General features: G+C 47.6%; 25 protein-coding genes, 1 tRNA gene and 6 pseudogenes. 4 read left to right on the top strand and 28 right to left on the bottom strand.

All coding sequences use genetic code 11. The features are described 5' to 3' along the window. Positions 1–26: 26 nt before the first annotated feature. A complete protein-coding gene (locus RQN30_RS01040; RefSeq protein WP_353060886.1) occupies positions 27–380 on the bottom strand; it encodes an RNA polymerase-binding protein RbpA in 354 nt (117 codons plus the stop codon). A 367-nt stretch (positions 381–747) separates the two neighbouring features. Between RQN30_RS01040 and RQN30_RS01035 the strand changes: the two are divergent. Beyond that, positions 748–1904, top strand: a pseudogene (locus RQN30_RS01035) (nucleobase:cation symporter-2 family protein); the annotation flags it as partial. 27 nt (positions 1905–1931) lie between these two features. Then, positions 1932–2579, top strand: coding sequence for a 2-oxo-4-hydroxy-4-carboxy-5-ureidoimidazoline decarboxylase (locus RQN30_RS01030; protein ID WP_353061729.1), 648 nt, complete (start codon positions 1932–1934; stop codon positions 2577–2579). A 112-nt stretch (positions 2580–2691) separates the two neighbouring features. Here the strand turns inward: RQN30_RS01030 and RQN30_RS01025 are convergent, their stop codons facing one another. The 9 genes and pseudogenes from RQN30_RS01025 to RQN30_RS00985 form a co-directional block, all read right to left on the bottom strand. Then, positions 2692–3207, bottom strand: coding sequence for a MerR family transcriptional regulator (locus tag RQN30_RS01025; RefSeq protein WP_353061728.1), 516 nt, complete (start codon positions 3205–3207; stop codon positions 2692–2694). A 205-nt stretch (positions 3208–3412) separates the two neighbouring features. Beyond that, the gene (locus tag RQN30_RS01020; RefSeq protein ID WP_353060885.1) at positions 3413–3823 is read right to left on the bottom strand and encodes a hypothetical protein; all 411 of its coding nucleotides are present in this window, start codon (positions 3821–3823) and stop codon (positions 3413–3415) included. Positions 3824–3918: 95 nt separating this feature from the next. Next, positions 3919–4164, bottom strand: coding sequence for a MerR family transcriptional regulator (locus RQN30_RS01015; RefSeq protein ID WP_353060884.1), 246 nt, complete (start codon positions 4162–4164; stop codon positions 3919–3921). 2 nt (positions 4165–4166) lie between these two features. Next, a pseudogene (locus RQN30_RS01010) lies at positions 4167–4624 on the bottom strand (FHA domain-containing protein). 120 nt (positions 4625–4744) lie between these two features. Next, a complete protein-coding gene (locus RQN30_RS01005) occupies positions 4745–5626 on the bottom strand; it encodes an ERAP1-like C-terminal domain-containing protein (RefSeq protein ID WP_353060883.1) in 882 nt (293 codons plus the stop codon). After that, the gene (locus tag RQN30_RS01000) at positions 5587–6054 is read right to left on the bottom strand and encodes a hypothetical protein (protein ID WP_353060882.1); all 468 of its coding nucleotides are present in this window, start codon (positions 6052–6054) and stop codon (positions 5587–5589) included. The genes RQN30_RS01005 and RQN30_RS01000 overlap by 40 nt, the downstream gene beginning before the upstream one ends. Then, on the bottom strand, positions 5988–6527 hold the full coding sequence (locus RQN30_RS00995) for a M1 family aminopeptidase (RefSeq protein ID WP_353060881.1): 540 nt from the start codon (positions 6525–6527) through the stop codon (positions 5988–5990). Before RQN30_RS00995 ends, RQN30_RS01000 begins: the two co-directional genes overlap by 67 nt. Next, entirely contained in the window at positions 6458–7078 is a 621-nt protein-coding gene (locus tag RQN30_RS00990) for a hypothetical protein (protein WP_353061727.1), read from the bottom strand. The genes RQN30_RS00995 and RQN30_RS00990 overlap by 70 nt, the downstream gene beginning before the upstream one ends. Positions 7079–7089: 11 nt before the next feature. Beyond that, entirely contained in the window at positions 7090–7293 is a 204-nt protein-coding gene (locus tag RQN30_RS00985; protein WP_353060880.1) for a hypothetical protein, read from the bottom strand. Positions 7294–7467: 174 nt separating this feature from the next. Between RQN30_RS00985 and RQN30_RS00980 the strand changes: the two genes are divergently transcribed. Continuing rightward, positions 7468–7541, top strand: a tRNA-Pro gene (locus RQN30_RS00980). Between the two features lie 294 nt (positions 7542–7835). Here the strand turns inward: RQN30_RS00980 and der are convergent. From der to RQN30_RS00935, 10 genes and pseudogenes are all read right to left on the bottom strand, one after another. Beyond that, positions 7836–9250, bottom strand: a pseudogene (der, locus tag RQN30_RS12435) (ribosome biogenesis GTPase Der). 103 nt (positions 9251–9353) lie between these two features. Then, on the bottom strand, positions 9354–10052 hold the full coding sequence (gene cmk / locus RQN30_RS12430; RefSeq protein ID WP_491608679.1) for a (d)CMP kinase: 699 nt from the start codon (positions 10050–10052) through the stop codon (positions 9354–9356). Then, entirely contained in the window at positions 10049–11146 is a 1098-nt protein-coding gene (locus tag RQN30_RS00970) for a prephenate dehydrogenase (RefSeq protein ID WP_353060879.1), read from the bottom strand. Before RQN30_RS00970 ends, cmk begins: the two co-directional genes overlap by 4 nt. Positions 11147–11169: 23 nt before the next feature. Next, positions 11170–11403, bottom strand: a complete 234-nt coding sequence (locus RQN30_RS00965) for a pseudouridine synthase domain-containing protein (RefSeq protein WP_353060878.1) — start codon at positions 11401–11403, stop codon at positions 11170–11172. A gap of 59 nt (positions 11404–11462) precedes the next feature. Continuing rightward, positions 11463–11825, bottom strand: coding sequence for a pseudouridine synthase (locus RQN30_RS00960; protein WP_353060877.1), 363 nt, complete (start codon positions 11823–11825; stop codon positions 11463–11465). A gap of 94 nt (positions 11826–11919) precedes the next feature. Continuing rightward, positions 11920–12498, bottom strand: a complete 579-nt coding sequence (scpB, locus tag RQN30_RS00955) for an SMC-Scp complex subunit ScpB (RefSeq protein ID WP_353061726.1) — start codon at positions 12496–12498, stop codon at positions 11920–11922. Positions 12499–12585: 87 nt separating this feature from the next. Continuing rightward, a pseudogene (locus tag RQN30_RS00950) lies at positions 12586–13365 on the bottom strand (segregation and condensation protein A); the annotation flags it as partial. A 130-nt stretch (positions 13366–13495) separates the two neighbouring features. Further along, positions 13496–14331, bottom strand: a pseudogene (locus RQN30_RS00945) (ParA family protein). Between the two features lie 202 nt (positions 14332–14533). Continuing rightward, the gene (locus RQN30_RS00940; RefSeq protein ID WP_353061725.1) at positions 14534–15265 is read right to left on the bottom strand and encodes a site-specific tyrosine recombinase XerD; all 732 of its coding nucleotides are present in this window, start codon (positions 15263–15265) and stop codon (positions 14534–14536) included. Continuing rightward, positions 15241–15582, bottom strand: coding sequence for a site-specific integrase (locus RQN30_RS00935; RefSeq protein WP_353060876.1), 342 nt, complete (start codon positions 15580–15582; stop codon positions 15241–15243). Before RQN30_RS00935 ends, RQN30_RS00940 begins: the two co-directional genes overlap by 25 nt. A gap of 310 nt (positions 15583–15892) precedes the next feature. On the opposite strand from RQN30_RS00935, the pseudogene tkt reads away from it, so the two are divergent. Then, positions 15893–17960 (top strand): annotated as a pseudogene (gene tkt, locus RQN30_RS00930) (transketolase). 164 nt (positions 17961–18124) lie between these two features. Here tkt and RQN30_RS00925 read toward each other — a convergent pair. From RQN30_RS00925 to RQN30_RS00890, 8 genes are all read right to left on the bottom strand, one after another. Further along, positions 18125–18745 (bottom strand): hypothetical protein, encoded by a 621-nt coding sequence (locus RQN30_RS00925; RefSeq protein ID WP_353060875.1) that lies wholly within the window; start codon positions 18743–18745, stop codon positions 18125–18127. A 317-nt stretch (positions 18746–19062) separates the two neighbouring features. Then, positions 19063–19503, bottom strand: coding sequence for a hypothetical protein (locus tag RQN30_RS00920; RefSeq protein ID WP_353060874.1), 441 nt, complete (start codon positions 19501–19503; stop codon positions 19063–19065). 152 nt (positions 19504–19655) lie between these two features. Then, complete coding sequence (gene secG / locus RQN30_RS00915; protein WP_353060873.1) at positions 19656–19901, bottom strand: preprotein translocase subunit SecG; 246 nt, start codon at positions 19899–19901, stop codon at positions 19656–19658. Between the two features lie 166 nt (positions 19902–20067). Then, a complete protein-coding gene (gene tpiA / locus RQN30_RS00910; RefSeq protein WP_353060872.1) occupies positions 20068–20844 on the bottom strand; it encodes a triose-phosphate isomerase in 777 nt (258 codons plus the stop codon). A 2-nt stretch (positions 20845–20846) separates the two neighbouring features. After that, positions 20847–22040, bottom strand: coding sequence for a phosphoglycerate kinase (locus tag RQN30_RS00905; RefSeq protein ID WP_353060871.1), 1194 nt, complete (start codon positions 22038–22040; stop codon positions 20847–20849). Between the two features lie 168 nt (positions 22041–22208). Further along, positions 22209–23216, bottom strand: a complete 1008-nt coding sequence (gap, locus tag RQN30_RS00900; protein ID WP_353060870.1) for a type I glyceraldehyde-3-phosphate dehydrogenase — start codon at positions 23214–23216, stop codon at positions 22209–22211. Positions 23217–23409: 193 nt separating this feature from the next. Further along, a complete protein-coding gene (whiA, locus tag RQN30_RS00895; protein ID WP_353060869.1) occupies positions 23410–24390 on the bottom strand; it encodes a DNA-binding protein WhiA in 981 nt (326 codons plus the stop codon). Positions 24391–24512: 122 nt separating this feature from the next. Further along, positions 24513–25571 carry a gluconeogenesis factor YvcK family protein gene (locus RQN30_RS00890; RefSeq protein ID WP_353060868.1) on the bottom strand — a complete coding sequence of 353 codons (1059 nt, stop codon included), beginning with the start codon at positions 25569–25571 and terminating at the stop codon, positions 24513–24515.

Genomic DNA, 25571 nt, shown 5'->3' with positions numbered 1-25571 from the left:
GAATTTTCCGAATTCGGACACAGCTTTCAGTGCATCCGCTTATAGAGTTTTCCGGTGCGCAGCAGTTCAAGACGTTCGTTTAGAATCTCTTTCAGTTCTTCTTCAGTTCGCCGTTCCAGAAGCATATCCCAGTGCGTGCGAATTGGTTTGACGATTTTCGTTTCTTCTTCGTGACCTTCACCGCTGATAATCTGTGCTTCGGCACCGCACTTACATTCCCAGAACATTGGTGCTTCCGCATCCTCAGCTAAAGTTACCCGAAAACGATGCCCGTTTTCACAAACATATTCTTCATCACGCCGTTCTACAAACGCGACACCAGCTTCCGACTCAAGTGAGTTAGCGCCAATACGCATTCCGCGAAGTGAACGTTCTGCCATAATTAAACCTCAAATCTTTCGATAATATTAGTTTTATTTTACATTCAAGTACAGTAGACGTATTATTTTCGCAGTTCACAGCCTTATCGAAAAATTCACTATACGCCGATAATGTACATTATGTCAGATTCTTTTGAAGTTACCGGCACAATATTTACATCAGTGAAAACTGAACACCTACCCCGCATTCATCTCAGAATTCAAAATGATATTCGTCCAAATTATGATCACTACCTGCCTTTTGACATATTTTCTTGAAAATAAATCATGTGAATAAAATAAATTACGTGAATAAAATATTGAAAATGCATCCAGTTGATGCGGTCCCAACTCCAGCAAAACTTTCAATTCTTTCCCTGCAGCATGTATTAGCTTTTACGCTGGCGCGGTAATCGTCCCGCTGCTTATTGCTTCGTCGCTGAATCTCGACTCCGCAACCACGATTCACCTGATTAACGCCGATCTTTTTACCTGCGGCATCGCAACGCTAATTCAGTCAGTTGGTTTCGGTAAGAAAATTGGCGTCCGGCTGCCAATTATTCAAGGCGTTACAACCACTGCCGTCGCACCGATTATTGCAATCGGACTGGCGACGACTGACGGAAAAGGCGGAATTTCCGGATTGCCTTATATTTACGGGGCGATTATCTGTTCAGGCTTGTTTACTTTCTTTGCCGCTCCGTATTTTGCGAAATTACTGCGCTTCTTTCCGCCCATCGTTACCGGCACTGTACTGCTCGTAATGGGAACTTCCTTACTTTCAGTTTCCGCAAATGATTTCATTAACTATGCTGAAGCTGCCCCAGACCCAGTTTGGCTTGCTTACGGTTTCGGCACACTCGCAGTAATTGTACTTGCACAGCGGTTTTTAAGGGCTTTTTCGGTACTATCGCAGTACTTATCGGACTTGTTGGCGGAACTGCCGCTGCCGCAATTTCCGGTCATCTTGACCCGGCAAAAGTTTCCGCAATTAGTGCCGCTGATGCAATCGGAATTACTACCCCGTTTTACTTCGGAATTCCTGCTTTTACTGCAACCGGCATTATTTCAATGATTATCGTGATGATCATTACAATGGTCGAAACTACCGGCGATGTATTTGCAACTGGTGAAATCGTTGAAAAACGCATTACGCAAAAAGATGTATCTGCAGCTATTCGCGCCGACGGGCTTTCCACTTTACTCGGCGGCGTCCTCAATTCTTTCCCCTACACTTGTTTTGCACAAAACGTCGGACTCGTGCGGATCACGCAAGTTAAATCGCGTTGGGTCGCTGCAGGTGCCGGGATAATCATGCTTTTCATCGGATTAATTCCGAAAGCCGGAGCTGTAGTTGCCGCAATTCCTGCTCCAGTGCTCGGCGGAGCTTCGCTCGCGCTCTTTGCAAATGTTGCCTGGGTTGGTTTGCAAACAATTGCAAAAGCTGACATGAAAAGTTCCCGGAATGCAGTTATCGTTACCACATCTCTCGGTCTGGCAATGCTCGTAACCTTTAAACCCAGCATTGCAAGTGTCTTCCCAGAATGGGCACAGATTTTCTTCTCTTCCGGCATGACGATTGGCGCAATTACCGCAATCTTGCTGAATTTGCTCTTTTTCCATCTCGGCAACCAAAACGAACCCGTCAGCGCTGCAAAAGCCGGAAAAGTTTCAATTGACGATATAAATTTGATGTCGCAGGAAGAGTTCGTTGCGGCATTCCGAAAAGTATTTAATAACCAGATTTGGCCGTTAGAACAGGCGTGGGAAGCCCGTCCATTTGCTGACGCATTGGAGCTGCGAAGCGCAATTCAAGAGTCTGTACTCACTGCTCACCCAGATTTGCAAACCGAGTTGATTCGTGACTATCCGGATATGTACCAGCTCATTTCGGCGCCGGCTGATGAAGCCGCAGAAATTTCACAAGATATTGGTTCGCTTGCACTTGATGCAGCTACCGATAATGAACTTGCACAGCTAAAAGAAATCTCTGAACAGTATCGGGAGAAGTTCAGCTGCCCCTGGGTCGCATACCTTGGGATTTATGATATGCCGCAGCAGATTATTGCCGAGGGTCTGCGGCGCTTAGAAAACTCTCCTGCCCGTGAACGGATTTCACTGCTTTCCGAAATATCCGAAATTGCCAATGACCGTTTCGATAAAATCGTTGCTGATGCAAATCCAATTATCGCTTCATGGGAATCAAAGTACACAAACTAAAATAAAGTTTTAGTTTAAAGCACAAAATTATATCGAATGCGGCACGCTGTGCAAAACCAGCGTGCCGCATTAAAATATTTAGCCTCAGTGCAATATACTCAGATGCACTTTCTCAAACCGCATTTCGTTTTGCGCGCCGCAATGCGAGTTCATCAACGTGGCTCTCCCCTGCCTCAAGATGTTCAACAGGCAATTCCGAAAGCGAACCTTCGACTTCACGCCAGACTTTCCCAAGTGCAATACCAAACACACCCTGACCGCCGTTAATCAAATCAATTACTTCGTCATTCGATGTACACAGATAAACAGAAGCACCGTCGGACATTAGCGTAACTCCTGCCAAATGCTCAACCCCATAGGATTCAAGCTGTTCGACGGCAAGACGAATCTGCTGCAGCGACACTCCCGTATCAAGCAGACGTTTTACTGCTTTCAAAACCAACACATCACGGAACGAATACAAGCGCTGTGAACCAGAACCTTTTGCTCCGCGAATATTCGGCACTACCAGACCAGTGCGATCCCAATAATCCAATTGGCGGTATGTAATACCGACAGCCCGGCAAACCGCAGGACCGCGATAGCCTGTTTCATTATCAAGATCCGGAAGTATATCTCCAAAAAGCATTTGCTGTGCACGCTGCGGGTGGACGCTTTGCGCGGATGCGTCACTAGACACGAGAGTCTCCTTTAAACCTAAAAATACCTAACTCTCAGCTTATTGCCTGAAACGAGTTATGACAACAAAATCGCTCAAAGTTATATCGGCGTGTCGCATCGGCGTAGCTAAAGTTTAACTTTAAGAAAAACAAAAATTACCGCTGCCGCAACACTTAACGCAGCTCAATATCAATATTTTCAACAAGCAGCGCACGATAAAAATTCGTTAGCAATGAACCAATTTCCGCAGCTTGCGCAATCATGCGTTCTTTACCGCGTGAGGTACCGCGCGGGCCTTCCATTCCAAGCATCCCCACCGCATTCACTGCATGTGCATGTGCTGAATTTCGCACTGCACGCAGCTGCCGCAAATCGAATCCCAGATCTTCCAAAAGCAATGCGTAACGCACAATATCAATCGCCTGCGAAGTAAGCCGCCCGCGAGCATCTGCACAAATTAAACCAATCTTTGTAAACTCCTCAATTTGCTCCAGAGAAGTTCCGGCGAGCGTAGCAAGCTCATCCTTTTGCAAACGGGTATCAGAATGAATTGTAAAGCGCTCTGTGTCTTTTAAAACCCGCATTTTTCCCGGATGCTCAGCCGATACCCGCCCAGAATCCAGCTGCCGCAGCTGTTCTTTAATCTGCGGCAGAGAAACATAGCGGTCACGCTGTTCAATCAGAATAAACCGCAGCCGCTCAACATCAGCAAGCGAAAAAGCCGTTGATTTGATTCTGTCCGAAATATTGAAATCAAATTTTGCGACTCATAATACCGAATCTTCGAAGCCTGCAGGAACGGAAACTCTTTATTCAGAAGTGTAATCACTTCTCCAATCCGCAAATTCGGCTCATGCGAAACTTCCTGCGGCCACGATATTCTCTCAGCATGCCATTGCTCGGCAGCTCTGCCTTGCGCAGCCATTCTTATTTTCCTTGCACGCTCGTAAAGAAAGTAAAACGAAACTTCCCAATACGTACTTCATCGTGGTTATTCAGTTTCGCCTCTTCAACTAATTCATCATTTACATACGTACCGTTCAAAGAACCGGAATCTTTTACAAAAATTCACCCTCGCGGCGCTCAAAAACAGCATGCTTACGCGAAACGGTCACATCGTCAAGAAATATATCAGACTTAGTATGACGACCTGCATATGCCTGATCCGAATTAAGAAGATAGCGCGCTCCTTCACCTGGACCAAATCTAACAATCAGCAAAGCCGATCCAACCGGAAGCGCTGCAATTGCAGCAACATCGTCGCCATCGATACCGCGCAGATGAATTGGCGCCTCCGGCTGGGGCCGAGTAATAGCTGAAAAACGTGAGGTAGCCGATGGATCTTGTTCCGTTTCATCACGATTCAAATCAAAATCTTGATTCATCATATTTCGCTCCCTATATCTGTGATAATCCTACTTTAATGCATTCGCTTCACGCTTGACAGTTTCTAACTAAAACTCACAAAGGAATGTTTTATCCTGCCGCCGCACTAAGAAATACGCTTACGCATTAAACATTTGCGCTCGAGCACTGCGATAGCTATCGTCAAGACAATCCTTCACGATTTTCATTAATGCCGGTTCATGCTTTCCGTGTTCTAACCACAGCCGCGCACTGCGCTGAACGTCAAGTTCAGCATCCGGATTTTCCAAAGCAATTACGGTTCGCGGGAAAATCCCGTAGATAATCCGCTCTGCAATTTCTTGTGAACGTACCGCCCAGATACTATCAATCCGATTAAAAAAGTCCGGAAGAGCAGCCCGTGCCTGCGCCGGAGTAGTCGCAGCTGTAAAACCAGCAGCAAGTGCGCCAATTTCAAGATTCGAATAGCGGGCATCGGGGTTAAGCAACTCGCTAAGAGTCTCATGTTGGGTTCCCGGTATACTTGACACCGCCCGCAAATGTGCCACCCGATCTTGAGCGGAACTTGTTTTCGCTAATTCCGCAGTTAACTCGTCCGGGAAAAGTGCATTTAGCGCAGCAACTGCACCAAGCAGCTCCCAACGAAGCTCTTGATCTGCAGTTTCAGAAAGCAACTGCCGAATTTTCTGCACTTCTTGCGGCGCGAAAGGTGCAATTGCGGCAATAGTATGCCGCCAAATCATCCCCCGATCTTCGTCTTCGGAATATTTCGCAATTGTTTCCATCCCCGCATTTATCAGTACTGAAGCAAGAGCTTCACGATATGCCGAAGGTACGTATTGTTTTACAGCTTGAACTGCAGTGTTGTGCATTTGGGTCAGCAGAGCAGTATCGTCAAGATTTGAATTGCGAATTACATACTGCAGATACTCATCTACCCGAAGCTGCGCGTCACGAACTTCTTGCCAAAGTGCATTTACTATTACCGCACGAGAAAGCGGATCATTAACATCATGCGCCAAAAAGCGTGCCGCGAAGCATTATCGAAACCGATTTTCAAATATGAGAGCGCACCGTCGTTCGGCAAAATTGCATCTGGCTGTTTTCCATTCAGTACACCGAGATCACTCCAGGGAATTCTCAGCTCATCAAGCAGTTCAACGTCAACTGATGCTGCGCGTTCCAATACTCCATCAGCGCCGATATTCCATGCAGAAAGTTTTAACAAATGCGGGCGGATGACTTCTTGCACGGAAGTATCTGCCGAACTTATCTGCCGCAGCACCACGCCGCTCGCATTGCGTTCAACGCTTACCAATGAAACCCCAGCCGTCTCAAACCAAAGTTTTGACCACGCGCGGACATCTTTTCCGGAAGCTGCAGTTAACGCATCGAGTAAGTCCCCAAAAGTCGCTGCCGAGAATGCATGTTTTGCAAAATACTTTCGCACTCCGGAAAAAACTCTTCTTCTCCGACCCAAGCTACAAGCTGACGTAATACTGCGGCGCCTTTAGCGTAAGTAATTCCGTCGAATACCTGATCCGCAGCTTCCAAATCTGGAACCTCAGCAATAACTGGATGTGTGGTCGGATATTGATCATTTGCTAATGCCCAGGAAAGCCGTGCTCCGGCAAAATTCTGCCATGCTTCTTTATATTTAGTACTTTCGACCAGCCCCCATGCTCCCATAAATTCTGCAAAAGATTCCTTCAGCCAAAGGTCATTCCACCATTTCGGGGTAACGAGATCCCCAAACCACATATGCGACATTTCGTGAAGAATTGTGTTTCCACGCCCTGCAGCTTGTGAACGAGTTGTATGACCACGATGGATATAAGCATTTTCGTTGAAAGTTACACAACCAGGATTCTCCATTGCACCAAGATTATATTCTGGTACAAAAACAGAATCATATTTCCCCATTGGTACGGCATGCCGAATGCTTTCGGGAAAGTTGCTAAACCTTGCTTCGTAACCTCATTAATATCTGTGAAATCAAAATATTGTGCGAGAGTTTCGCGGCAATAGTATCCAAGCTGAATTTTTCCATCCGGACCATCGAATACGTCCGAAAATTTTCGATACGGTCCGCCGATAAAGGCAGTAAGGTAGGTAGACATCGGTTTCGTCGTAGCAAAAATTACCCGTTTGCAAGCCCCGCCTTGCGAATTATCCCCAGCCGGCTGGGTGTGAATCTCGCAACCATTCGAAAGAATCGTCCACGTTTTCGGAGCAGTAATCGCAATTGAAAACTTTGCTTTTAAATCAGGCTGTTCAAAGTTCGGAAACACTCTGCGCGCGTCCGCTGGCTCAAATTGGGTGTAGAGATACGTTTCGCCGTCAAGCGGGTCGCGAAAACGATGCAATCCTTCACCGGAAGTTGAGTAAATCCCTGTTGCTTCAATTCCGATTTCATGTTTTCCCGGTTCAAGCTGGGAAAAGGTAATCCGTGCACCATCGTATTCAAACGGAATATCCTCTTCGTCTACATAAACTGCCTGGACACTCTGCCCAATAAAATCAATATGAAAGTTCCCCGATTCAGCAGATCAAAAACAATTGTGGAACTCACAGCAAAATTTGGCGCAGCCATTTTGGCTTCACTAACATCAAGTTCAATCTTGTATTCGTCAATTTTTAGTAGTTTACTGCGATATTCAGCAATTTCGCGCGTGAGATTTTCAGACATATATCCATTCTAGGCAGTAACACCGGTCTTTACGAAAATTGAAATTTCCAGTCGGGATTGGCTATTATCAAGATGTTACAAAAGTCGAAGCGGTTTTCAGTATTTGATACATTGCGAATATCGTAAGCTCACAAATCGCAGTCTTGTTTTCAGATTCCGACGGCTGGCGTATCACGGGCTGTGGCGCAGTTTGGTAGCGCACTTGACTGGGGGTCAAGGGGTCGTCGGTTCAAATCCGGTCAGCCCGACGGTATAAAATGGCGAAATCATGCGGAATAGTAGCGTGAAGCTAAAAAGCAAAATCGCCTAACTCCCCCCCATTACTCCCCACCTACCTAAAATTTTCGCGCTATTCCCATTTCAGGACGATTTCTGGGTTTTCGGCGTGCGCGCGGGCAGCGGCTGAGCGCCGCCAGTTACGTAACGAGAACGAGTCCTCACTATCAGTTGTACGGTACTGCAGACTGATTGCTTATGTTAACGCAATGAAACTGGTAGTTGTTCGGGCGGAAAGCGGCGTTTTGTATCACGGCAGCCGCCAACTATTTCCGCTGTTTGCGTTCGCGCACCCGCATCGAAATTTGAATCGGAGAACCGCCAAATCCAAACTTTTCCCGTAACTTCCGTTCAATAAAACGCCGGTACCCGTGATCAAGGAATCCTGACGTAAATAGCACAAATTTGGGCGGCTGATTCGCAACTTGACTTGCGAACAAAATCCGCGGCTGTTTCCCTGAACGTACCGGATGCGGGTTCGCAGCAACTACCTCCCCAGATAAGCATTCAGTTTGCCAGTCGGAATCCGCTGATCCCATGAAGCCAAAGCTGTTTCCATTGCACGGGTAAGCCGGTTCGTATGCCACCCAGTAAGTGCTGAAAGGTTCACACGTTCCGCCCACGGCATCTGCACCAGTTCACGTTCGAGCTCACGGTCGAGTTCAATCCGGCGTTCTTCTGCAACTAGGTCCCATTTATTACAAATTACAACCATTGCTCTGCCCGCATCAATTACCTGCTGCATCACACGAATATCTTGCTCAGTAAGCGGAAGTGAAGCATCAATCAGTACCAGTCCAAGTTCTGCCTTTTCAATCGTATTCTGGGTGCGCAGCGATGCATAATAATCTGCACCGTGAGTTAGATGTACCCGACGGCGAACACCCGCTGTGTCAACAAAATTCCAAATTTTCCCATCCAACTCCAGGAACTCGTCGACTGGATCGCGGGTGGTGCCTGCAAGCGGATCAACAACTACCCGATTTTCCCCGGCTAACTGATTCAGCAGCGAAGACTTCCCCACATTAGGCCGCCCAACAAGCGCCACTCGGCGCGGTCCGCCTTTCGGACGCACATCCGCGAAAGCAGAAATCTCCGGCAAAACCGCCATTGCTGCATCAAGCAGATCTCCTGTACCGCGTCCATGCAGTGCTGAAACCGGATAAGGCTCGCCCAAACCAAGCGACCAAAGATAAGCTGCGTCAGCTTCAGATTGCGCTGAATCAACCTTATTGGCAGCCAAAACTACCGGCTTTCCAGATTTGCGCAGCAGCCGCACAATTTCTTCGTCCGTCTGTGTCGCCCCCACAAGCGCATCAACTACGAGCATTACTGCGTCAGCTTGATTTATTGCAAACTCAGATTGTTCAGCGACAGAACGGTCAATGCCTGCAGCATCAAATTCCCAGCCTCCGGTGTCAACAACCGTAAAATCACGCCCGGCCCACGAGGCGTCATAGCGGACACGATCACGAGTCACTCCCGGCTCATCCTGCACTACCGCCACACGTTTGCCCACAATCCGATTTACCAGCGTTGATTTTCCAACATTCGGCCGGCCAACGATTGCAAGCACCGGCAGCCCGGCAGCAATATCTTGCGAAACGAAATCGAAATCTTCATCCAAATACGAAAAATCTTCTTCTTCAAGATCATAATCGGCAAGAAAAGACTTCAGCATTTGTGCTTGCGTCAATTCATCATCAGGATTTTCCGTGTTCTGCAGCGAGCCAGTTTCACTTTCGTGTATTGCACTATCATCAGAAAAATCATTATTCCGCATTTCAGCCATTTTGCCTTTCCTTTACTAATTCAATCACCGCAGCAACCACCTGTTCAATACTCAGGTGCGAAGAATCAATCGTGGTCACGCCATCTTGGGCGGTCAGAAAATCTGAAACCGTGGAATCGTCACGGTCACGGCGCAGCACTTCGTCGCGTGTTGCTGCAATCGCGTCCGCATCCGCACTTCCGCGCACTTCTTTTGCCCGGCGGGCCAAGCGTGCTTCTTCAGAAGCCGTAAGCAATATTCGGACATCAGCATCTGGAGCGACGACGGTAGTAATATCCCGACCTTCTGCCACAATACCGGCTCCTCCCAAGCGTCCGCCTGTGCCGCATTCAGCTGCGATAATCTCCCGCTGTAAACGTTTCATTTCAGCACGCACAGCAAGATTTACTGCCACTTTCGAAACCACTTTTGAAAGCTGCGAAGTGCGAATTTCGGCTGTAATATCAACACCTCCGCACGTGAACCGCTGATTTGCCGGATCAAGCTGCACTGTTAAGGGCATATTTTTCACTGCTGCCGCAATGGCATTTTGGTCAGCTAAATCTAGCTTGCAGTGCAGTGCCCACCAAGCAGCAGCACGGTACATCGCTCCGGTATCGAGGTAACTCAAACCAAGCTGTTCGGCAACACGCCGCGCCACAGTAGATTTTCCTGATCCGGATGGACCGTCAATTGCAATTACAATACTCATTTTTGGGTTTCTCCTGCCGAAATAATTTGCCATCCGCGGGCGGTAAGGCCGAGTTCAAGTTCCCGCGTGTGCGCTGGAATAACTGAAATCACTGCGCGGCCAACCGGTTGCCCGACGGAATGCTCAAGTGAAAAGTCTTCGATATTTACCCCGATCTGACCGATTTCCGCAAAAAGCCGGCCCATTTCACCCGGCTGGTCGGGAATCAGGATGGTAACCTCGTTATACCGCGCCGGCGCCCCGCCGTGTTTTCCTGGAATTCGTAATACTCCATCGTTCCCCTGTGCGATTACGCGCGAAATTTGGTTTAATGCTCCGCCGCTTTCAACAGCATTAATCAGCTCCTGCAGTTCGTCTTGCACATTCTTCAATGCCTGCGCAATCTCTTTCCGATTTGCACTGATAATCGAAGTCCACAGCAGCGGATCAGATTTTGCAATTCGTGTCACATCGCGCAAACCTTGCCCGGAAAGGCTTAAAGAATCTGCAGTTTCTTCCCGAAGTTGGCTTGCCACCAGGGAAGCCATAATCTGCGGCAAATGCGAAACCACCGATACTGCATGATCATGTTCAACCGCGCTCATATTGATTACTGCCCCGCCCATATCGACAGCCAAATTTTGAATCATCCGCAGCGCACTGCGCCCCGATTTTTCCGTCGGCACAATTACCCACGGACGTCCCATGAATAAATCAGCATCCGCAGCTACTGCCCCGCTTCGTTCTTTTCCAGCCATTGGGTGCGATCCGACAAAGCGTTTTGCGTCCGGATGGTCTGCGATTACATCGAGCACAATTCCTTTCACTGAAGATACATCAGTGACAACTGCTTCCGGGTATTTCTCTAGCGTATCAGCAACTACAGCTGCAGTAACATCTGGCGGAACTGCTACCACCACGAGCCGCGGATTCGCTACCGGCTCTGCTCTCCCTGCCCCTAAATCCTGCGCTAAGCGCGCAGCAACCGGTGAAGAGTCAGCGAGATAAACCTGAATTCCGCCTTGACGCAGGCGTAAAGCAATCGATGTGCCAAGCAAGCCAGTGCCGATTACTAATACCGGCGAGGGTGTGAGCAAGAGCGAAGGAATCGACATATTCTCAGCTTCCTGAATATTGCTTACAAATCTACTAGGTGCATCAGCGCACCGAGTTCAGAACCAGCAATTATCCGGCTCTGCCCCGGCTTTAAATGTCCGACGGTAATGTTACCAAAGCGCGTCCGCACCAGTTCCATCACTGGATGTCCAACTTCTTCCATCATTCGCCGCACGATTCGATTCCGCCCCGAATGCAATGTTACTTCAATAATTGAGTTTTTCCGAGCAGCTTCACGCAAAACAAACTTATCCACATTAATTTTTCCGTCATCAAGCGTGATTCCTTTTTCAAGTACTTTCCCTAAACCGCGGGTTACACTGCCTTCAACGCGGGCAATATAAGTTTTGGGACCTCGTATGAAGGATGCGTGAGACGATGTGTGAGTTCTCCGTCGTTCGAAAGTAAAATCAAACCTTCAGTCTGCACATCAAGACGCCCGACGTGGAAGAGCCGTTCTGTCCGGTCAGTAATCAAATCTTGGAGGGTTTTCCGGCCTTGATCATCTTGCATTGTTGAGACTACCCCCGGCGGCTTGTAAAGCGCAATCGTCACTTTACTTTCATCTTGCTGCACCCGTTTGCCGTCGACATGAATTACTGCTGTTTCCGGATTAATCCGAATACCTAGCTGGGTAACAATAACGCCATTTACACTTACACGTCCAGATTCAATCAAATCTTCACATGCGCGCCGTGAACCTACTCCTGCATGTGCGAGGACTTTTGCAGCCGCTCGCCGTCGCGGACATGAATATCTTGTACTGCTCGGCTCATTTAATTTCCTTTTCTATTTCTTCGAGAACATCGTTATCCGGTAAATAAGGTGCGAGATTAGGCAGCTCATCAAGTGAGTTTAATCCCATTCGCTCTAAAAAATATGGTGTTGTTTGGTACAGCGATGCTCCGTTACTTTGTGCGGTACCGATTTGCTCAATCAGGCCGCGAATCTGGAGTGTGCGTACCACGCCGTCTACATCCACGCCGCGAATAGCTGAAATTTGCGCCCGCGTCACCGGCTGACGATAGGCAATTACGGCAAGGGTTTCAAGGGCTTGCACGGAAAGCTTGTTTTGCTGGCCGGCCGTTACAAATCCGGAAACAATATCGGCGTAATGCGGATGCGAATAAAACCGCCAGCCGTTTGCGATTTCACGCAATTGGAAACCGCGCGGATGCGCACCGTTAGCGTATTCTGCTGCCAGTTCACGCAAAATTTGATCGACGGTTCCCGCTGTCAGATTTAATGCTTTCGCGAGTTTTCCAACCGGAACCGGCTCAGAGACGACCATCAAAATTGCTTCAAGCGCGCCTTTCACGAATCCGGCTGCAATTTCCGGAGTTTCATTCATTTGGATTCCCCAATTCGTTTCGTTCGGAAATATCAATACTCGGTTCAATTTTTGGAAACTGAACTTCTTCCGGAGCACATAGAGCGGTGCAAGCGGAGATTCTTGTTCGATAGTTATTTCTCCGTTTCGTAAAAGCTCAAGAATCGCTAAAAAACGCGACACTACCGTTGGGATATTCCGCGCATTTGCGCAAAGCTGTTCAAAAGAGAGCCGTTCTCCGGGTGAAAGCCGTTGACGAATATAAGTAACTTGACTCGCTACCGGAACAAGCGGATCATGAAGGTGCTCAAAGCGAACTTTATCAGGTTTTCGTGAAAAAACTGCGGCGGCAAGCTGTGCTAAATATTCTGAATCAAAGTTGATTTTTAATTCCGGCAGTGCAGCTTTAAAGTGCGGTTCCAGCGGCACATCCCGGGCGGCGGATAAACTCTGCATCGCAAGACGAGCTGTAAAATCTGCAGCTACCTCCTTAAAAGCCCGATATTGCAGCAGTTTTGCAAAAAGTAAATCCCGTGCTTCAAGCAGTTCGATAATTTCTTCATCTTCGATATCGTGCGGGAGAAGCCGTGCCGCTTTCAAATCAAGCAATGTTGCTGCAACTACCAAAAACTGTGAGGCTTGTGAAAGATTTAAGTTTTCTTGCGTCTTCACGAAAGTTAAAAACTCGTCTGTTACTTGCGCCAAAGCAATTTCAGTAACATCAAGTTTCTTTTTGGCAATCAGCGAAAGCAGCACTTCAAAAGGTCCGGAAAATACGTCAAGCTTAACAGCGAAATCTTCACTTTCACGTGTGAAAAGGTCAGTTTGGTTGTTTTGTTCCTGACCTTGCGTCACTTGTTTTCGTTTTTCTTTTCCAAGCTGTGCCATAGTTTAATAACTTCCCAGTTAGTACTTTTTTATTGAACAGTCTAAATATAATACTGCAGCTATTTTCGAAGATTTCCCCTGTTTGTCATAAATCTCATCGCGGTTATCCGAAATTTGAAATTATGCCGCCTTAGGCAGAAGCTCCGCGGGCAATTAGTTCCCGTGCAAGCCGTTTATATGCGCGGGCTCCGGCATGGTTTGGCGCATAAACAGTTATCGGCACCGCTGCAATTGTGGCATCAGGGAATTTTACAGTACGCGTAATTTGGGTATCAAAAACTTTATCGCCAAAACGCTGCTGCACGAGCTGGATGACTTCGCGTGCATGAATTGTGCGTGTGTCTACCATCGTGAGCAGAACTCCGTCAATTTGGAGACCCGGATTCAAACGATCTTGCACCCGTTCAATCTGATCAACAAGCAGCGCGACGCCGCGCATCGCAAAAACTCTGCTTCAAGCGGAATAATCACACCGTGAGCTGCAGTTAATGCATTTACTGTCAGTAATCCCAGCGACGGCTGACAGTCAACGATGATGACATCATAATCATTCAGTACCGGACGTAATACCCGCGTCAGTGATTGCTCCCGCGCAACTTCGTTAATCAACTGAATTTCTGCGGCAGAAAGCTCAATATTTGCCGGCAGCAAATCAAGATTTTCGACGCTGGTTTGCACAATCACTTCGCGCACATCCGGCTTGGCAGCAATCAGCTCATTATAAATTGTGCGCTCAAGCGCCATCGCATTTATACCGAGACCAGCGGATGCGGCTCCCTGCGGATCAAAATCAACTAACAGCACTCTCCGCCCGTATCCGGCAAGAGATGCAGCTAAATTAATCGAGGTAGTAGTTTTCCCAACCCCGCCTTTCTGATTGCACATTGCAATAATTCTGGCTGGGCCGTGTGATTTGAGATCCGGAGGCAGCCGAAATTCACCATTCGGCTGCAGTTCTGTGAAAATATCTGATTGTTCTGAGCTCACGCGTCTGATTTTACCTGATTAACGCGAATTCCTCACCCATGCTTCGCTTTGTCACAATTTATGTAAAAACACCAGAAACAGTAATGCCGGTGTAAATTCGATTCCGAAACTTTAAAGTGTGATGTTGTGCAGGTTTTTCGGATGAATAACACTGCCGCAAATCGATGTTTTTGTTAAAACTTTATTTTCCTGCCTGTGCGCGAGGATGCGAAGTTAAATATATTTCCCGAAGCGACTGCGGAGTAACCTTTGTGTAAATCTGGGTGGTGCTGACGGAAGCGTGTCCGAGAAGCTCTTGGACTGTCCGAATATCTGCCCCGCCCTCCAGCAAATGTGTCGCAAATGAGTGCCGGAAAGTATGCGGGGAAATATTTTCTAAATGTACTTGCTTCGCCGCACCTTGAATTGCTTCCCACGCAGATTGGCGTGAGAGCGGATTTCCGCGTTTATTTAGAAAAAGTGCAGTGTTCCCTTTCCCTTTTAGCGCTAATGCGGGCCTGCCGCGTACAAGATAGGATTCGACTGCTTTGACTGCAAAACTCCCGAGCGGCACAACGCGTTCTTTCGCCCCTTTTCCGAAAAGCCGAAGAAAACGAGTTTCGATATCAATATCATCCACACTCAAATTCACTGCTTCAGAAATTCGTGCTCCGGTACCGTAAAGTACTTCAAAAAGTGCTTTATCACGCAGCTGAATTGGCGTATTTCCCGCTCCTGCAGCTGCAATTAGCGAGTTCATTTCGGCAATGCTAATCGCTTTTGGCAGGCGTTTTGCTAACTTTGGCGGTTTCACTTCACGAGCAGGATCTTGAGTTGCCATTCCTTCTGCGAGAGCAAATTTATGCAATCCGCGCACAGTTGCGAGGACACGGGCAATAGAAGAGTTGCTTAAGGCGGGAACTCCGTCGGAAATATCTCCAATATCGGATTGAAAGCGGGATTTTTTTCGTTATCGAGATTTTCAGATTTTTCAGCAGCGAAATTTTTCTCATTTCTTTCAGCGCTGTAAGGATTTATATTCCCATGCAAATAGTCAATAAATTCACTGACTGCAGCTTTATTGATTAAATCAAAATCAAAGATATTACGGCTTCCAAGGTAATGCTCATAATATTTCAAATCGTGCTTGTATGCCAGCAGTGTGTTTGCTGAGAGCGTGCGTTCAATCTGTAAATGCGCTAAAAATTGGGAACTCACACGAGCTATTTTCATTTCATCAAACACTTTCATACGCTATATCTGGATTAAAAGTTAACTCTCTGCAGTATTTTAATTCACTGCGGCGGATCACAATAACAAATAGGATTCAAGTTTTCAGCAAAGCTCAGCTGATATCGCGTATTAATTTTTCGCAGCTAAGTTTAGAATTAAGTTTATGCAAGCTGACCGGTTTCGAATTGGCTGCGCAATATTGAATATCGGCAAGCTGCAAAAGTTAAGAAGTTCCAGAATGAGGATGAATTGCCTGCAGTGATTTAGAATGGGAACAGCGCTGCTGGCGCAAAGATATTCTTACTTGAGCATCTAATAAGGAATCCTAATGACATCTTTTGTTTGGTCCGAACTCGATCAAAAAGCAGTAGATTGCGGACGCGGGCTTGCTGCTGATGCTGTGCAGAAAGCCGGAAATGGTCATCCGGGCACAGCAATTTCATTATCCCCAATGGCATATACGCTTTTCCAAAAGTAATGCGGCACGATCCGAAAGATCCGAACTGGCTTGGACGTGACCGCTTCATTCTCTCAATTGGGCATTCCTCATTAACACTTTATAATCAGCTGTTTTTTCCGGATACGGTATTGAACTCACGGACCTGCAAGCATTGCGCAGTGAAGGATCTTCCACGCCAGGACATCCGGAATACGGGCACACCGCTGGAGTTGAAATGACTACCGGTCCGCTTGGTCAGGGATTATCTTCTGCCGTCGGAATGGCAATGGCTGCCCGCCGCGAACGGGGATTGTTTGATCCGGAAACTCCCGCTGGGGAAAGTCCGTTCGATCACTTTATTTTTGCTGTCGCTGGTGAGGGGTGTCTCCAAGAAGGAATCACCAGTGAAGCGTGTTCGCTGGCTGGTACACAGAACCTCGGAAATTTGATTCTCATATTTGACGAAAACCAGATTTCAATCGAAGATGATACTCGGATTGCGTTTTCGGAAGATGTGCTCGCCCGCTATGCGGCTTATGGCTGGGATGTGCACGAAGTTAATTGGCGGACATCCCAAGGATACCAAGAGGATCCAAAGGCTTTATTTGATGCAATTGAAGCCGCAAAAGCAGTCACCGATAAACCATCTATTATTAAGCTCTCAACAATTATTGCGTGGCCTTGCCCAACGAAACAAAATACCGGCGCGTCGCACGGCGCAGCTCTTGGCGAAGCGGAAATTCGTGGTTTGAAAGAAAAAATCGGACTCGATCCGGATAAGACATTCCAAGTTGATTCTGATATTTTATCCCACACTCGGAAACAGGCTGCTGACCGTGCGGCTGCGGCACGATCAGATTGGGATACCAAGTTCGCATCTTGGAAAGAACGCAATCCAGAGCGCGCTGCATTACTTGCACGTTTAACGAAACACGAACTTCCCGCAGGTTGGGAAAAACTGCTCCCGACTTTTGAAGCTAACACGCAGCTCGCAACCCGTGCTGCTTCCGGAAAAGTATTGACTGCTTTGAAAGATGTACTCCCAGAGCTTTGGGGCGGCTCTGCTGATTTGGCAGGTTCCAATAATACATCTATGGCTAATGAGCCGTCGTTCTTGCCGGAAAATCGTTCTTCGAAGCTATTTCAGGGGCATCCCTACGGGCGCACTGTGCACTTTGGTATCCGTGAGCATGCAATGGCTGCAATCGTAAATGGTATCGTATTGCACGGTCTTACCCGCGCATACGGCGGCACTTTCTTCGTATTTGCTGATTATATGCGCCCGGCAGTGCGTTTAGCTGCATTGATGGAAATTCCGTCAATTTACGTCTGGACGCACGATTCCATCGGCGTAGGCGAAGACGGTCCAACACATCAGCCGATTGAACACTTATGGGCATATCGGATGATTCCCGGATTCGACCTCGTGCGTCCAGCGGACGCAAATGAAACTTCAGCTGCATGGGCCGGAATTCTCAAATTGCGAAACCGGCCGGCTGGGATTGTGCTTTCACGGCAAAATCTCCCCGTAATTGACCGGGAAAAATATGCTGCTGCTCAAGGTGCAGAACGCGGTGCCTATGTCCTTGCCGACGGTGATGATGTCATAATTATTGCGACCGGTTCGGAAGTTTCAATAGCACTCGCAGCACGTGATTTGCTGGCGAAAGAAAATATTTCCGCACGTGTAGTTTCAGCTCCGTGTCTTACCTGGTTTGCGGAGCAAGATAGTGAATATCGTGAAAGTGTGCTGCCAAAATCGCAGCGTGCACGGGTGAGTGTGGAAGCTGGGATTACAATGCCTTGGAAAGCTATTGTTGGCGAAGCTGGCCGTTGTATCGGAATTGATCACTACGGTGAGTCAGCTTCCGGTGCGTTGCTTTTCAAAAAATACGGGATTACAGCTGAAGCTGTAGCTGCTGCAGCCAAAGCGTCTATTGCAGCCGCGCGAGCTTAAGTATTGCTGAAAAATTTGTGCGGGGTTCGGAATATTTCTCCCAAACCCCCGCACATCCGATTCAGAAAAATTAGCGGACTCATAATAGGCAGCTACTGCCAATACGCGAATAGTACCATTGAAACGGTAACTAGCGAATAAACCTTTGGGTAGATAGATTATCGTTAAATTATGTTAAATTCACTCGCGGCTTTCAAATATTGGACGAACAACTCGTCTGAGATATCTCCTGGGCGCATGAAAGAACCATCCGCTGGGTCAATTGGTCGTCTTTTCGGGAAACCGATGCGGGCAAGTAGGTGCCGGTCTAAGCGGCTCCCTTGACCACGAATTCCGTAGAGCTTGAATCCAGTAATCAGCCCATCTTCTTCCTCAAGAAGAACTGATGCTCTCTGCCCGGAGGAATGCTGCGCAGAAATGATTCGATATTCCAAAGGAGTTGACGAATCTCGGAATAGCTCTTGCCATACTTTATCGAATAATTCAGCTCGTTCCTCTTTGCTTTCTAAAAAGCCCAGTTCATTCGTGAAATCTGCATTAAAAGAGTCGGCAGCGTATGAAATTTCATTGAGAACCAGCGGATTAGTGATCGTAAACATTGCTTTCACCAAATCTTGACGCAGATCGTTGTCAAACTCAATCCCATCAGGTTCCATGAAAGATACTGGGAGTGTGTAGGCACGGTATTCGTCTACGAGCAAAGACTGAATCTCTCCTAGTGTTGGTTGCTTTGGTCTTGTGATTTTCCATCTATCGAGTAACTCTTCAATTCCTCTTAGCGGCATGGAGTACCGCCTCGCGCCCCAGTGCCGTATAACAGATGCGATCCGGGGTTACGTCCCGAAGGGTGGTAATGATAATACTTTCCTGAACCAGATCTATCTCGTTCGGAACCTACCGGAGTTCTCATTCCTGCTGCGTTTAGAAAAAACGTATTATGACCCGGGAAATAGATATCAACACTTACTCTTGGGTTAAAAATGCTATTTCTCTATTCTCATCTAAAGAATCAATTGCTGTAACAGCTGGCAATCTTGCGGGATATCCAGCATTCATCCCGAGAAGTTTCCTGAACTAGCTAAAATTAAGGTTCCAGACTGGTTCATCCGTTCGCTTGCTCTAGTTTTGGAGAGCTGACAATCGCTGACATCGCCAATACGGCTAAATCTGGATGTCTATTTGCTGCAACTCTTAACGCATCTGCAAGTATATCTAGATTCACACTTTCACTATCGGGCAAGGCAATGCGGCGGGATTCAACTTGTTCCGGTGAAGTTGAACAGCCGTAAGGGGTTAATCCCAATAATATGGACCAAATCATTTCAGCATGTTGTTCGGCTTCATTTGTTTCATAATCGGCGTCAAGAAAAGTTCTTTCGATTTCTACACAGTAATCCGCAGGCCCGAATGGAAGGGGGCGTATCACTTTTAAAGTACTACTTTCCTGCAAGCCTGGAGCAAGTGCTGAAGAATATTGCTGGAAGAAAAACCACACCCGAATATGATTGCAGCTGCTCTCCTGCCGGGTAATAATATTTTGCAAATCTAGTATTTTTATCTATTATTTTTCGCAAATACCGGATTGAAGATAGACTCCCGGGGTGTTCAAATCTGAAAATTGATATCTGAACACCCCGCTGGAAGCTGAAATTTTAGTTCTTAGCTTTGATGTATTCCCAAAGTTGGCGAAATATCTTATGCACCAAATTTAGTGATTAGCCCAATCAATACGATTACTACAAACCAGGTAACTGCTACACCGACAGTAATCCGGTTAAGATTACGTTCAGCTACGCCGGAAGAGCGCATCGAGGTAGAGATGCCTCCGCCGAACATATCAGAAATACCGCCTCCTTTGCCCTTATGCAAAAGAATCGTCCCAATAAGAAGCAAACTGGAAATCACAAGCAGAACTTGGCAGATAATCATCAAAACTGTCACGATGGTAAAACTTTTCTCTTCGACGGTTTCTTTATGAATAAGAAACTAATTTAACACCAGTCATCATACAAGATGTTTGGGAGTTTTGCGAAGCTGCAAAACTCCCAAACATTGAAATATAGGCAGAAATCACCTTGCGAAGCGCAACATTATAAAATTGAAATGCTTAAGCTTCGTAGTGAACAATCTTTGCAAATTCTTCAGCCTTGAGTGAAGCACCGCCAACCAGTGCGCCGTCGACATCCGGCTGCGCCATGATATCAACAACATTCGAGCTCTTCACTGATCCGCCGTATTGAATCCGTACAGCATCCGCAGTTGCCTGATCGAAAAGTTCAGCAATCTTTACTCGGATTGCACCGCAAACTTCTTGCGCATTTTCTGGAGTTGCGACTTCACCGGTGCCAATTGCCCAAATTGGTTCGTATGCAATTACAGACTTTGCGACTTCGGCCGCAGAAAGTCCAGCAAGCATTTCGGTAATCTGTTCAAGCACATATTCAACATGTGTGCCGGCCTTGCGAATTTCGAGTGCTTCACCGCAGCACATAATTGGAATCAATCCGGCATCGAGAGCTTTCTTCGCTTTCTGCCCCACAAGCTTTGAAGTTTCGCCATGATATTCGCGCCGCTCAGAATGCCCGACTACCACATATGTACAGCCAAGCTTGGTGAGCATTGCAGTGGAGATTTCACCAGTGTATGCACCTGCATCGTGAATTGAAACGTCTTGTGCACCATACTTGATTTCGAATTCGTCTGCTTCTACAAGAGTCTGCACCGAACGAATATCGGTAAACGGTACAATTACTGCAGCTTCAACTTTGTTGTAGTCATGCTTTAAATCGGTGAGAGTCCAGCCAAGTTTCTGAACTAACGCAGTAGCTTCAAGATGATCAAGATTCATCTTCCAGTTACCTGCCATAAGTGGAATTCGTGCCATGATTAGTCCTCCAATACTGCGATTCCTGGAAGTGTCTTTCCTTCAAGGAACTCGAGGGAAGCACCGCCGCCGGTGGAAATATGATTAAATTTTGCTTCGTCGAAGCCGAGAGTGCGTACTGCTGCTGCAGAGTCGCCGCCGCCAACGATAGTAAATCCATCCGCATCTTGCATTGCCTGTGCGACTGCACGAGTACCGCCAGAAAATGCCGCAAACTCAAATACGCCCATTGGTCCATTCCAGACGATCGTCTTTGAATCAGCAATTGCGGCAGCATATTTCTTTGCAGTTTCCGGACCAATATCAAGCCCCATTTCAGCTGCTGGCATTTCTGAAGCAGTGTACACGGAAGCAGGAGCATCTGCCTTAAATTCTGGAGCAGCTACATTATCGATTGGAAGAAGCAGCTCTACGCCTTTTTCTTCAGCCTTCTTCAGATAAGCTGCGGCAGTTTCGATTTGGTCTTCTTCCAAAAGCGACTTGCCCACTTCGTATCCCTGGGCTTTCAAGAAAGTGTACGCCATGCCGCCGCCAATGAGCAGCCGATCGGCTTTTTCAAGAAGGTTGTCGATTACACCAAGTTTATCGGATACTTTCGAACCGCCAAGCACAACAGTGTATGGGCGGGATGGATCTTTGGTTGCTTTCGAAAGAGAATCAATTTCCTTGAACACAAGTTCGCCGGCTGCACTTGGAAGTACCTTTGCAATGTCGTACACCGAAGCCTGCTTGCGGTGTACGACGCCGAATCCGTCGGAGACGTATGCGTCTGCGAGAGCTGCATATTCTTTCGCCAACTCTTCGCGTTCTGCATCTACCTTTGAAGTTTCGCGTGCATCAAAACGCACATTCTCAAGCAGCACAACTTCACCGGAATTAATTTCTGCTGCCAGTTTCGCTGCACTTTCACCGACTGTATCTGCTGCAAGCTTTACTTCTGCGCCGAGAAGTTCGCCGAGGCGTTTTGCTACCGGAGCGAGTGAAAACTCCGGATTCACCTGTCCCTTTGGCCGGCCAAGGTGAGCAGCCACAATCACTTTCGCGTTTGCCGCAAGCAGACGTTTGATAGTTGGCAACGCTGCCCGAATCCGACCATCATCTGTGATGTTCTTTTCTTTATCGAGCGGTACATTAAAGTCGGAGCGGACGAGCACTTTCTTACCCGCGAGATCTCCGAGAGAATCAATCGTACGCATATTATTCCTATTTCTTGTTTCGAGATTTCTCCAGATTTCGGCAAACTTACTATTGCAAACTGCGAAATATCACATTAGTAAAAGCCGATACTGCGTTATCAAAAGATAGGTGCCCGCACAGCAAAGCACAGGCACCTATCAGTTAGCTCATTAGACCAATGGCCTTAATTAGAACTTGCTTGCAACGATGTCAGCAAGTTCAACGAGACGGTTGGAGTAGCCCCATTCGTTGTCGTACCAGGATACAACCTTCACCTGGTTACCGATAACCTTGGTGAGACCTGAATCGAAAATTGAAGAGTGCGGATCGGTCTCAATATCCTTGGAGACGAGCGGTTCTTCAGAGTAAGCAAGCACACCCTTCATTGGACCTTCAGCAGCCTTCTTCACAGCAGCGTTAATTTCCTCAACGGTAACTTCACGCGATGCTTCGAAAGTAAGATCGGTAGCAGAACCGGTTGGGGTTGGAACACGCAATGCGTATCCGTCGAACTTACCCTTAAGTTCTGGGAGTACGAGTGCAACAGCCTGAGCAGCACCGGTCTTGGTTGGAACGATGTTAAGAGCTGCAGCACGTGCACGGCGAAGATCTGAATGCGGAGCATCGAGCAGACGCTGATCGCCAGTGTAAGCGTGAACAGTGGTCATCAGACCTTTTACGATACCAAATTCGTCGTTAAGAACCTTTGCCAGCGGTGCCAAGCAGTTGGTGGTGCAGGAAGCATTCGAGATAATGTGATGCTTTTCTGAATCGTAATCTTTTTCGTTCACACCAATCACGAAAGTTGCGTCTTCGTTCTTTGCCGGAGCGGAGATGATAACCTTCTTTGCGCCAGCTTCCTTGTGAGCTGCAGCCTTGGTGGCATCAGTGAAGAAACCAGTAGACTCGATTACAACATCAACGTCGAGATCTGCCCATGGAAGATCAGCTGGGTTACGCTCTGCGAAAGCTTTAATCTCGCGGCCATCAACGATAATTGCGTCATCGTTGTAAGATACTTCGTGATCCCAGGTGCCAAGAATTGAATCACGCTTGAGCAGGTGTGCCAAGGTCTTGTTATCGGTGAGATCGTTAACTGCAACAACCTCGAAGTTCAGATTTTCCTTTGCGTATGCGGCACGAATGAAGTTACGGCCGATGCGACCAAAACCGTTAATTGCAACGCGAACAGTCACTCTAATTCCTCCTTGTACATTAAATAATGCACGTAGTTTTAGGTTAATTCCCGAGCTAAACTCGAGACTTCACGATTCGCGGTAAATACCGCGTTCGATCCTCCACAATTTTAACCCAAAAACCGTATTTTTCTAAGGACTAACGGCCAGTAAATCCAAAACTTTCACACACAGCTTATTTTATTGCCGCAAGTTAAGTCCCTGCACCCAACTGCGCCACCGCATCAAGCGTATTGGGAATCCCAAGTTCTGCCGCTTTCTTATCCGCCATTGTGTTCAACCGCCGCAAACGGCCCGCAACTGCATCTTTCGTGGCCGGTGGATTCAGCCGCTCCCCTAATAAATTCAACGAATCCTCCGGATACTTAATTCGGCATTCCCCTGCTTCCCGCAGATTTTCCGGAATCCCCTCACCTAAAATCGCAAATGCCCGTTTCACTCTTAATACAGCCACGACGGCTGCATCGGCACTACGCCGCATATTCGCATCATCAAAATTCGCAAGCCGATTTGCGTTTCCAGCTACTTCGCGTGCGGTACGAAGCTCTTCCCACTTTAATACCGCGTCATTAGCACCAATACGTGCCAACATCGCTGAAATCGCATCCCCTTCACGAATATCGACGCGGTGCGCACCGCGCGATTCGCGGGCACGATACGGAATTTCAAGCCGGCGTGCAAGCCCGCCAATAGCATAAGCAGCTTCTAAGGATGGGCAAATTACTTCCAGAGATGCATTTCTCCCCGGTTCCAGCAGCGTGCCGCGGGCAAGGAAAGCTCCGCGCCACGCGGCTGCGGCATCAGCTTTCGTTCCGCCCACTACTTGCGGTGCAAGTCCGCGCACCAATCGGCCCTTAGCATCGATTAACCCGATTTTCCGCGAGATTCGTTCACCGTTTTGATTAATTTGCAGTAAGTAGTGATTACCGTTGCGCATCGAGTTACGTACCGCAATTATCTCAGCTTCAATATTGAACACTTTCCGCACAAGCTCCCAGAGGTGACGTGCAGCGCCGGGATGTGAAAGCTCCGCTTGGAGCGTAACCATTCCGCTATTAATCTGAATCCCTCCAGCGAACCGAAACATCACTGAAATCTCTGCCACCATCGATGCAGCAGACTGCGGATAAACTCCGCAAATTTCATCTTTTACGCTCGTCGTCAATGCGGGCACGCCGAATTCTCCTAAAACATAACCTTATTATTACAACCATTACGCTGAATCGTCAGTGCACGAACACTGACAATAAAATTTTTATTATTCTTGCTGTTAACTCAAAACACTGTGTTAAAAGCCTAACGAATCGATGCGAAATTGCCAAAAATATCGCGGTAAGCTGCAGCGAGATAAAGCGGGTCATGCTGCTCCAATGCCTGCGGATTTGCGACATTCCGGCAATAGAGATGTGCTTTGCACTGATTCGCAGCTTCTTCCAGCTCTGATGTATCGGCAGCTGTTTTCCAATCAGCAAGTACCGCGTCAAGAGACAATTCCTCCCCATAGGAATGAAATGTGCGTACAAGGTCAGCTGCAGTCATTCGCGCAGTTTCCGAATCTTCCATCAAATTCAGCACCAGCATTTTCTTTGCTTTCGAATCACAGATTGCCTTGCTGAGCTGCGGCACAATTAAGTGCGGCAGCACTGAGGTGTACCAGGAACCAGGACCGAAAATAATCCAATCAGCGTTTTCAATTGCGGTGAGTGCTTCCCGGTATACGGGCGGATCTGCCGGATGCACCCGCAGTGCAGTGATTGTCGCCCGGCACTTTGCTACAGATACTTGTCCGAATACAGTTTCGCTTCCGCCTTCCGAATCACGAATATCAGCTTCGATTTGCAGCGGAACCGCAGCCATCGGAATAACTCGCCCTTTAACGTTCAGGAGTCTTCCCACCCAGTCTAATCCGGCAACGGGTTCATCAAGTAAATCCCAAAGACCAGTAATCAAGAGGTTGCCAAGTGAATGACCGTTGAGATTTCCGTGCGAACTGAATCGATATTGCAAGACATCACGCCAAGTTTGTCCCCAATCCCCATCGTCGCACAAAGCTGCAAGCGCCATCCGTAAATCTCCTGGAGGCAGTACACCGAACTCCGCTCGCAGTCTCCCGGAAGAACCGCCGTCGTCACCGACAGTGACAATTGCCGTAATATTGCGGGTAAGTAATTTTAATGCCGAAAGCGAAGCATAGAGCCCATGTCCTCCGCCGAGCGCGACTACTTTTGGACCGCGTGCGCCAGAATTTGGATATCCGGCGAAATTATACGCCGCGCTAAACTTTTCCGGATGAGTGTTCTCGGCACGGTTATTTTCAGTATCCGGTAAATAGTTCTCACTTCGCGTTTCACCCAT

Origin of the sequence: Arcanobacterium hippocoleae (genome assembly GCF_040360365.1) — a bacterium.
Taxonomy (GTDB): Bacteria; Actinomycetota; Actinomycetes; order Actinomycetales; family Actinomycetaceae; genus Arcanobacterium_A; species Arcanobacterium_A hippocoleae_A.
The sequence above is the reverse complement of the archived record's forward strand: the minus strand, read 5'-3'. Positions and strand labels throughout refer to the sequence as shown.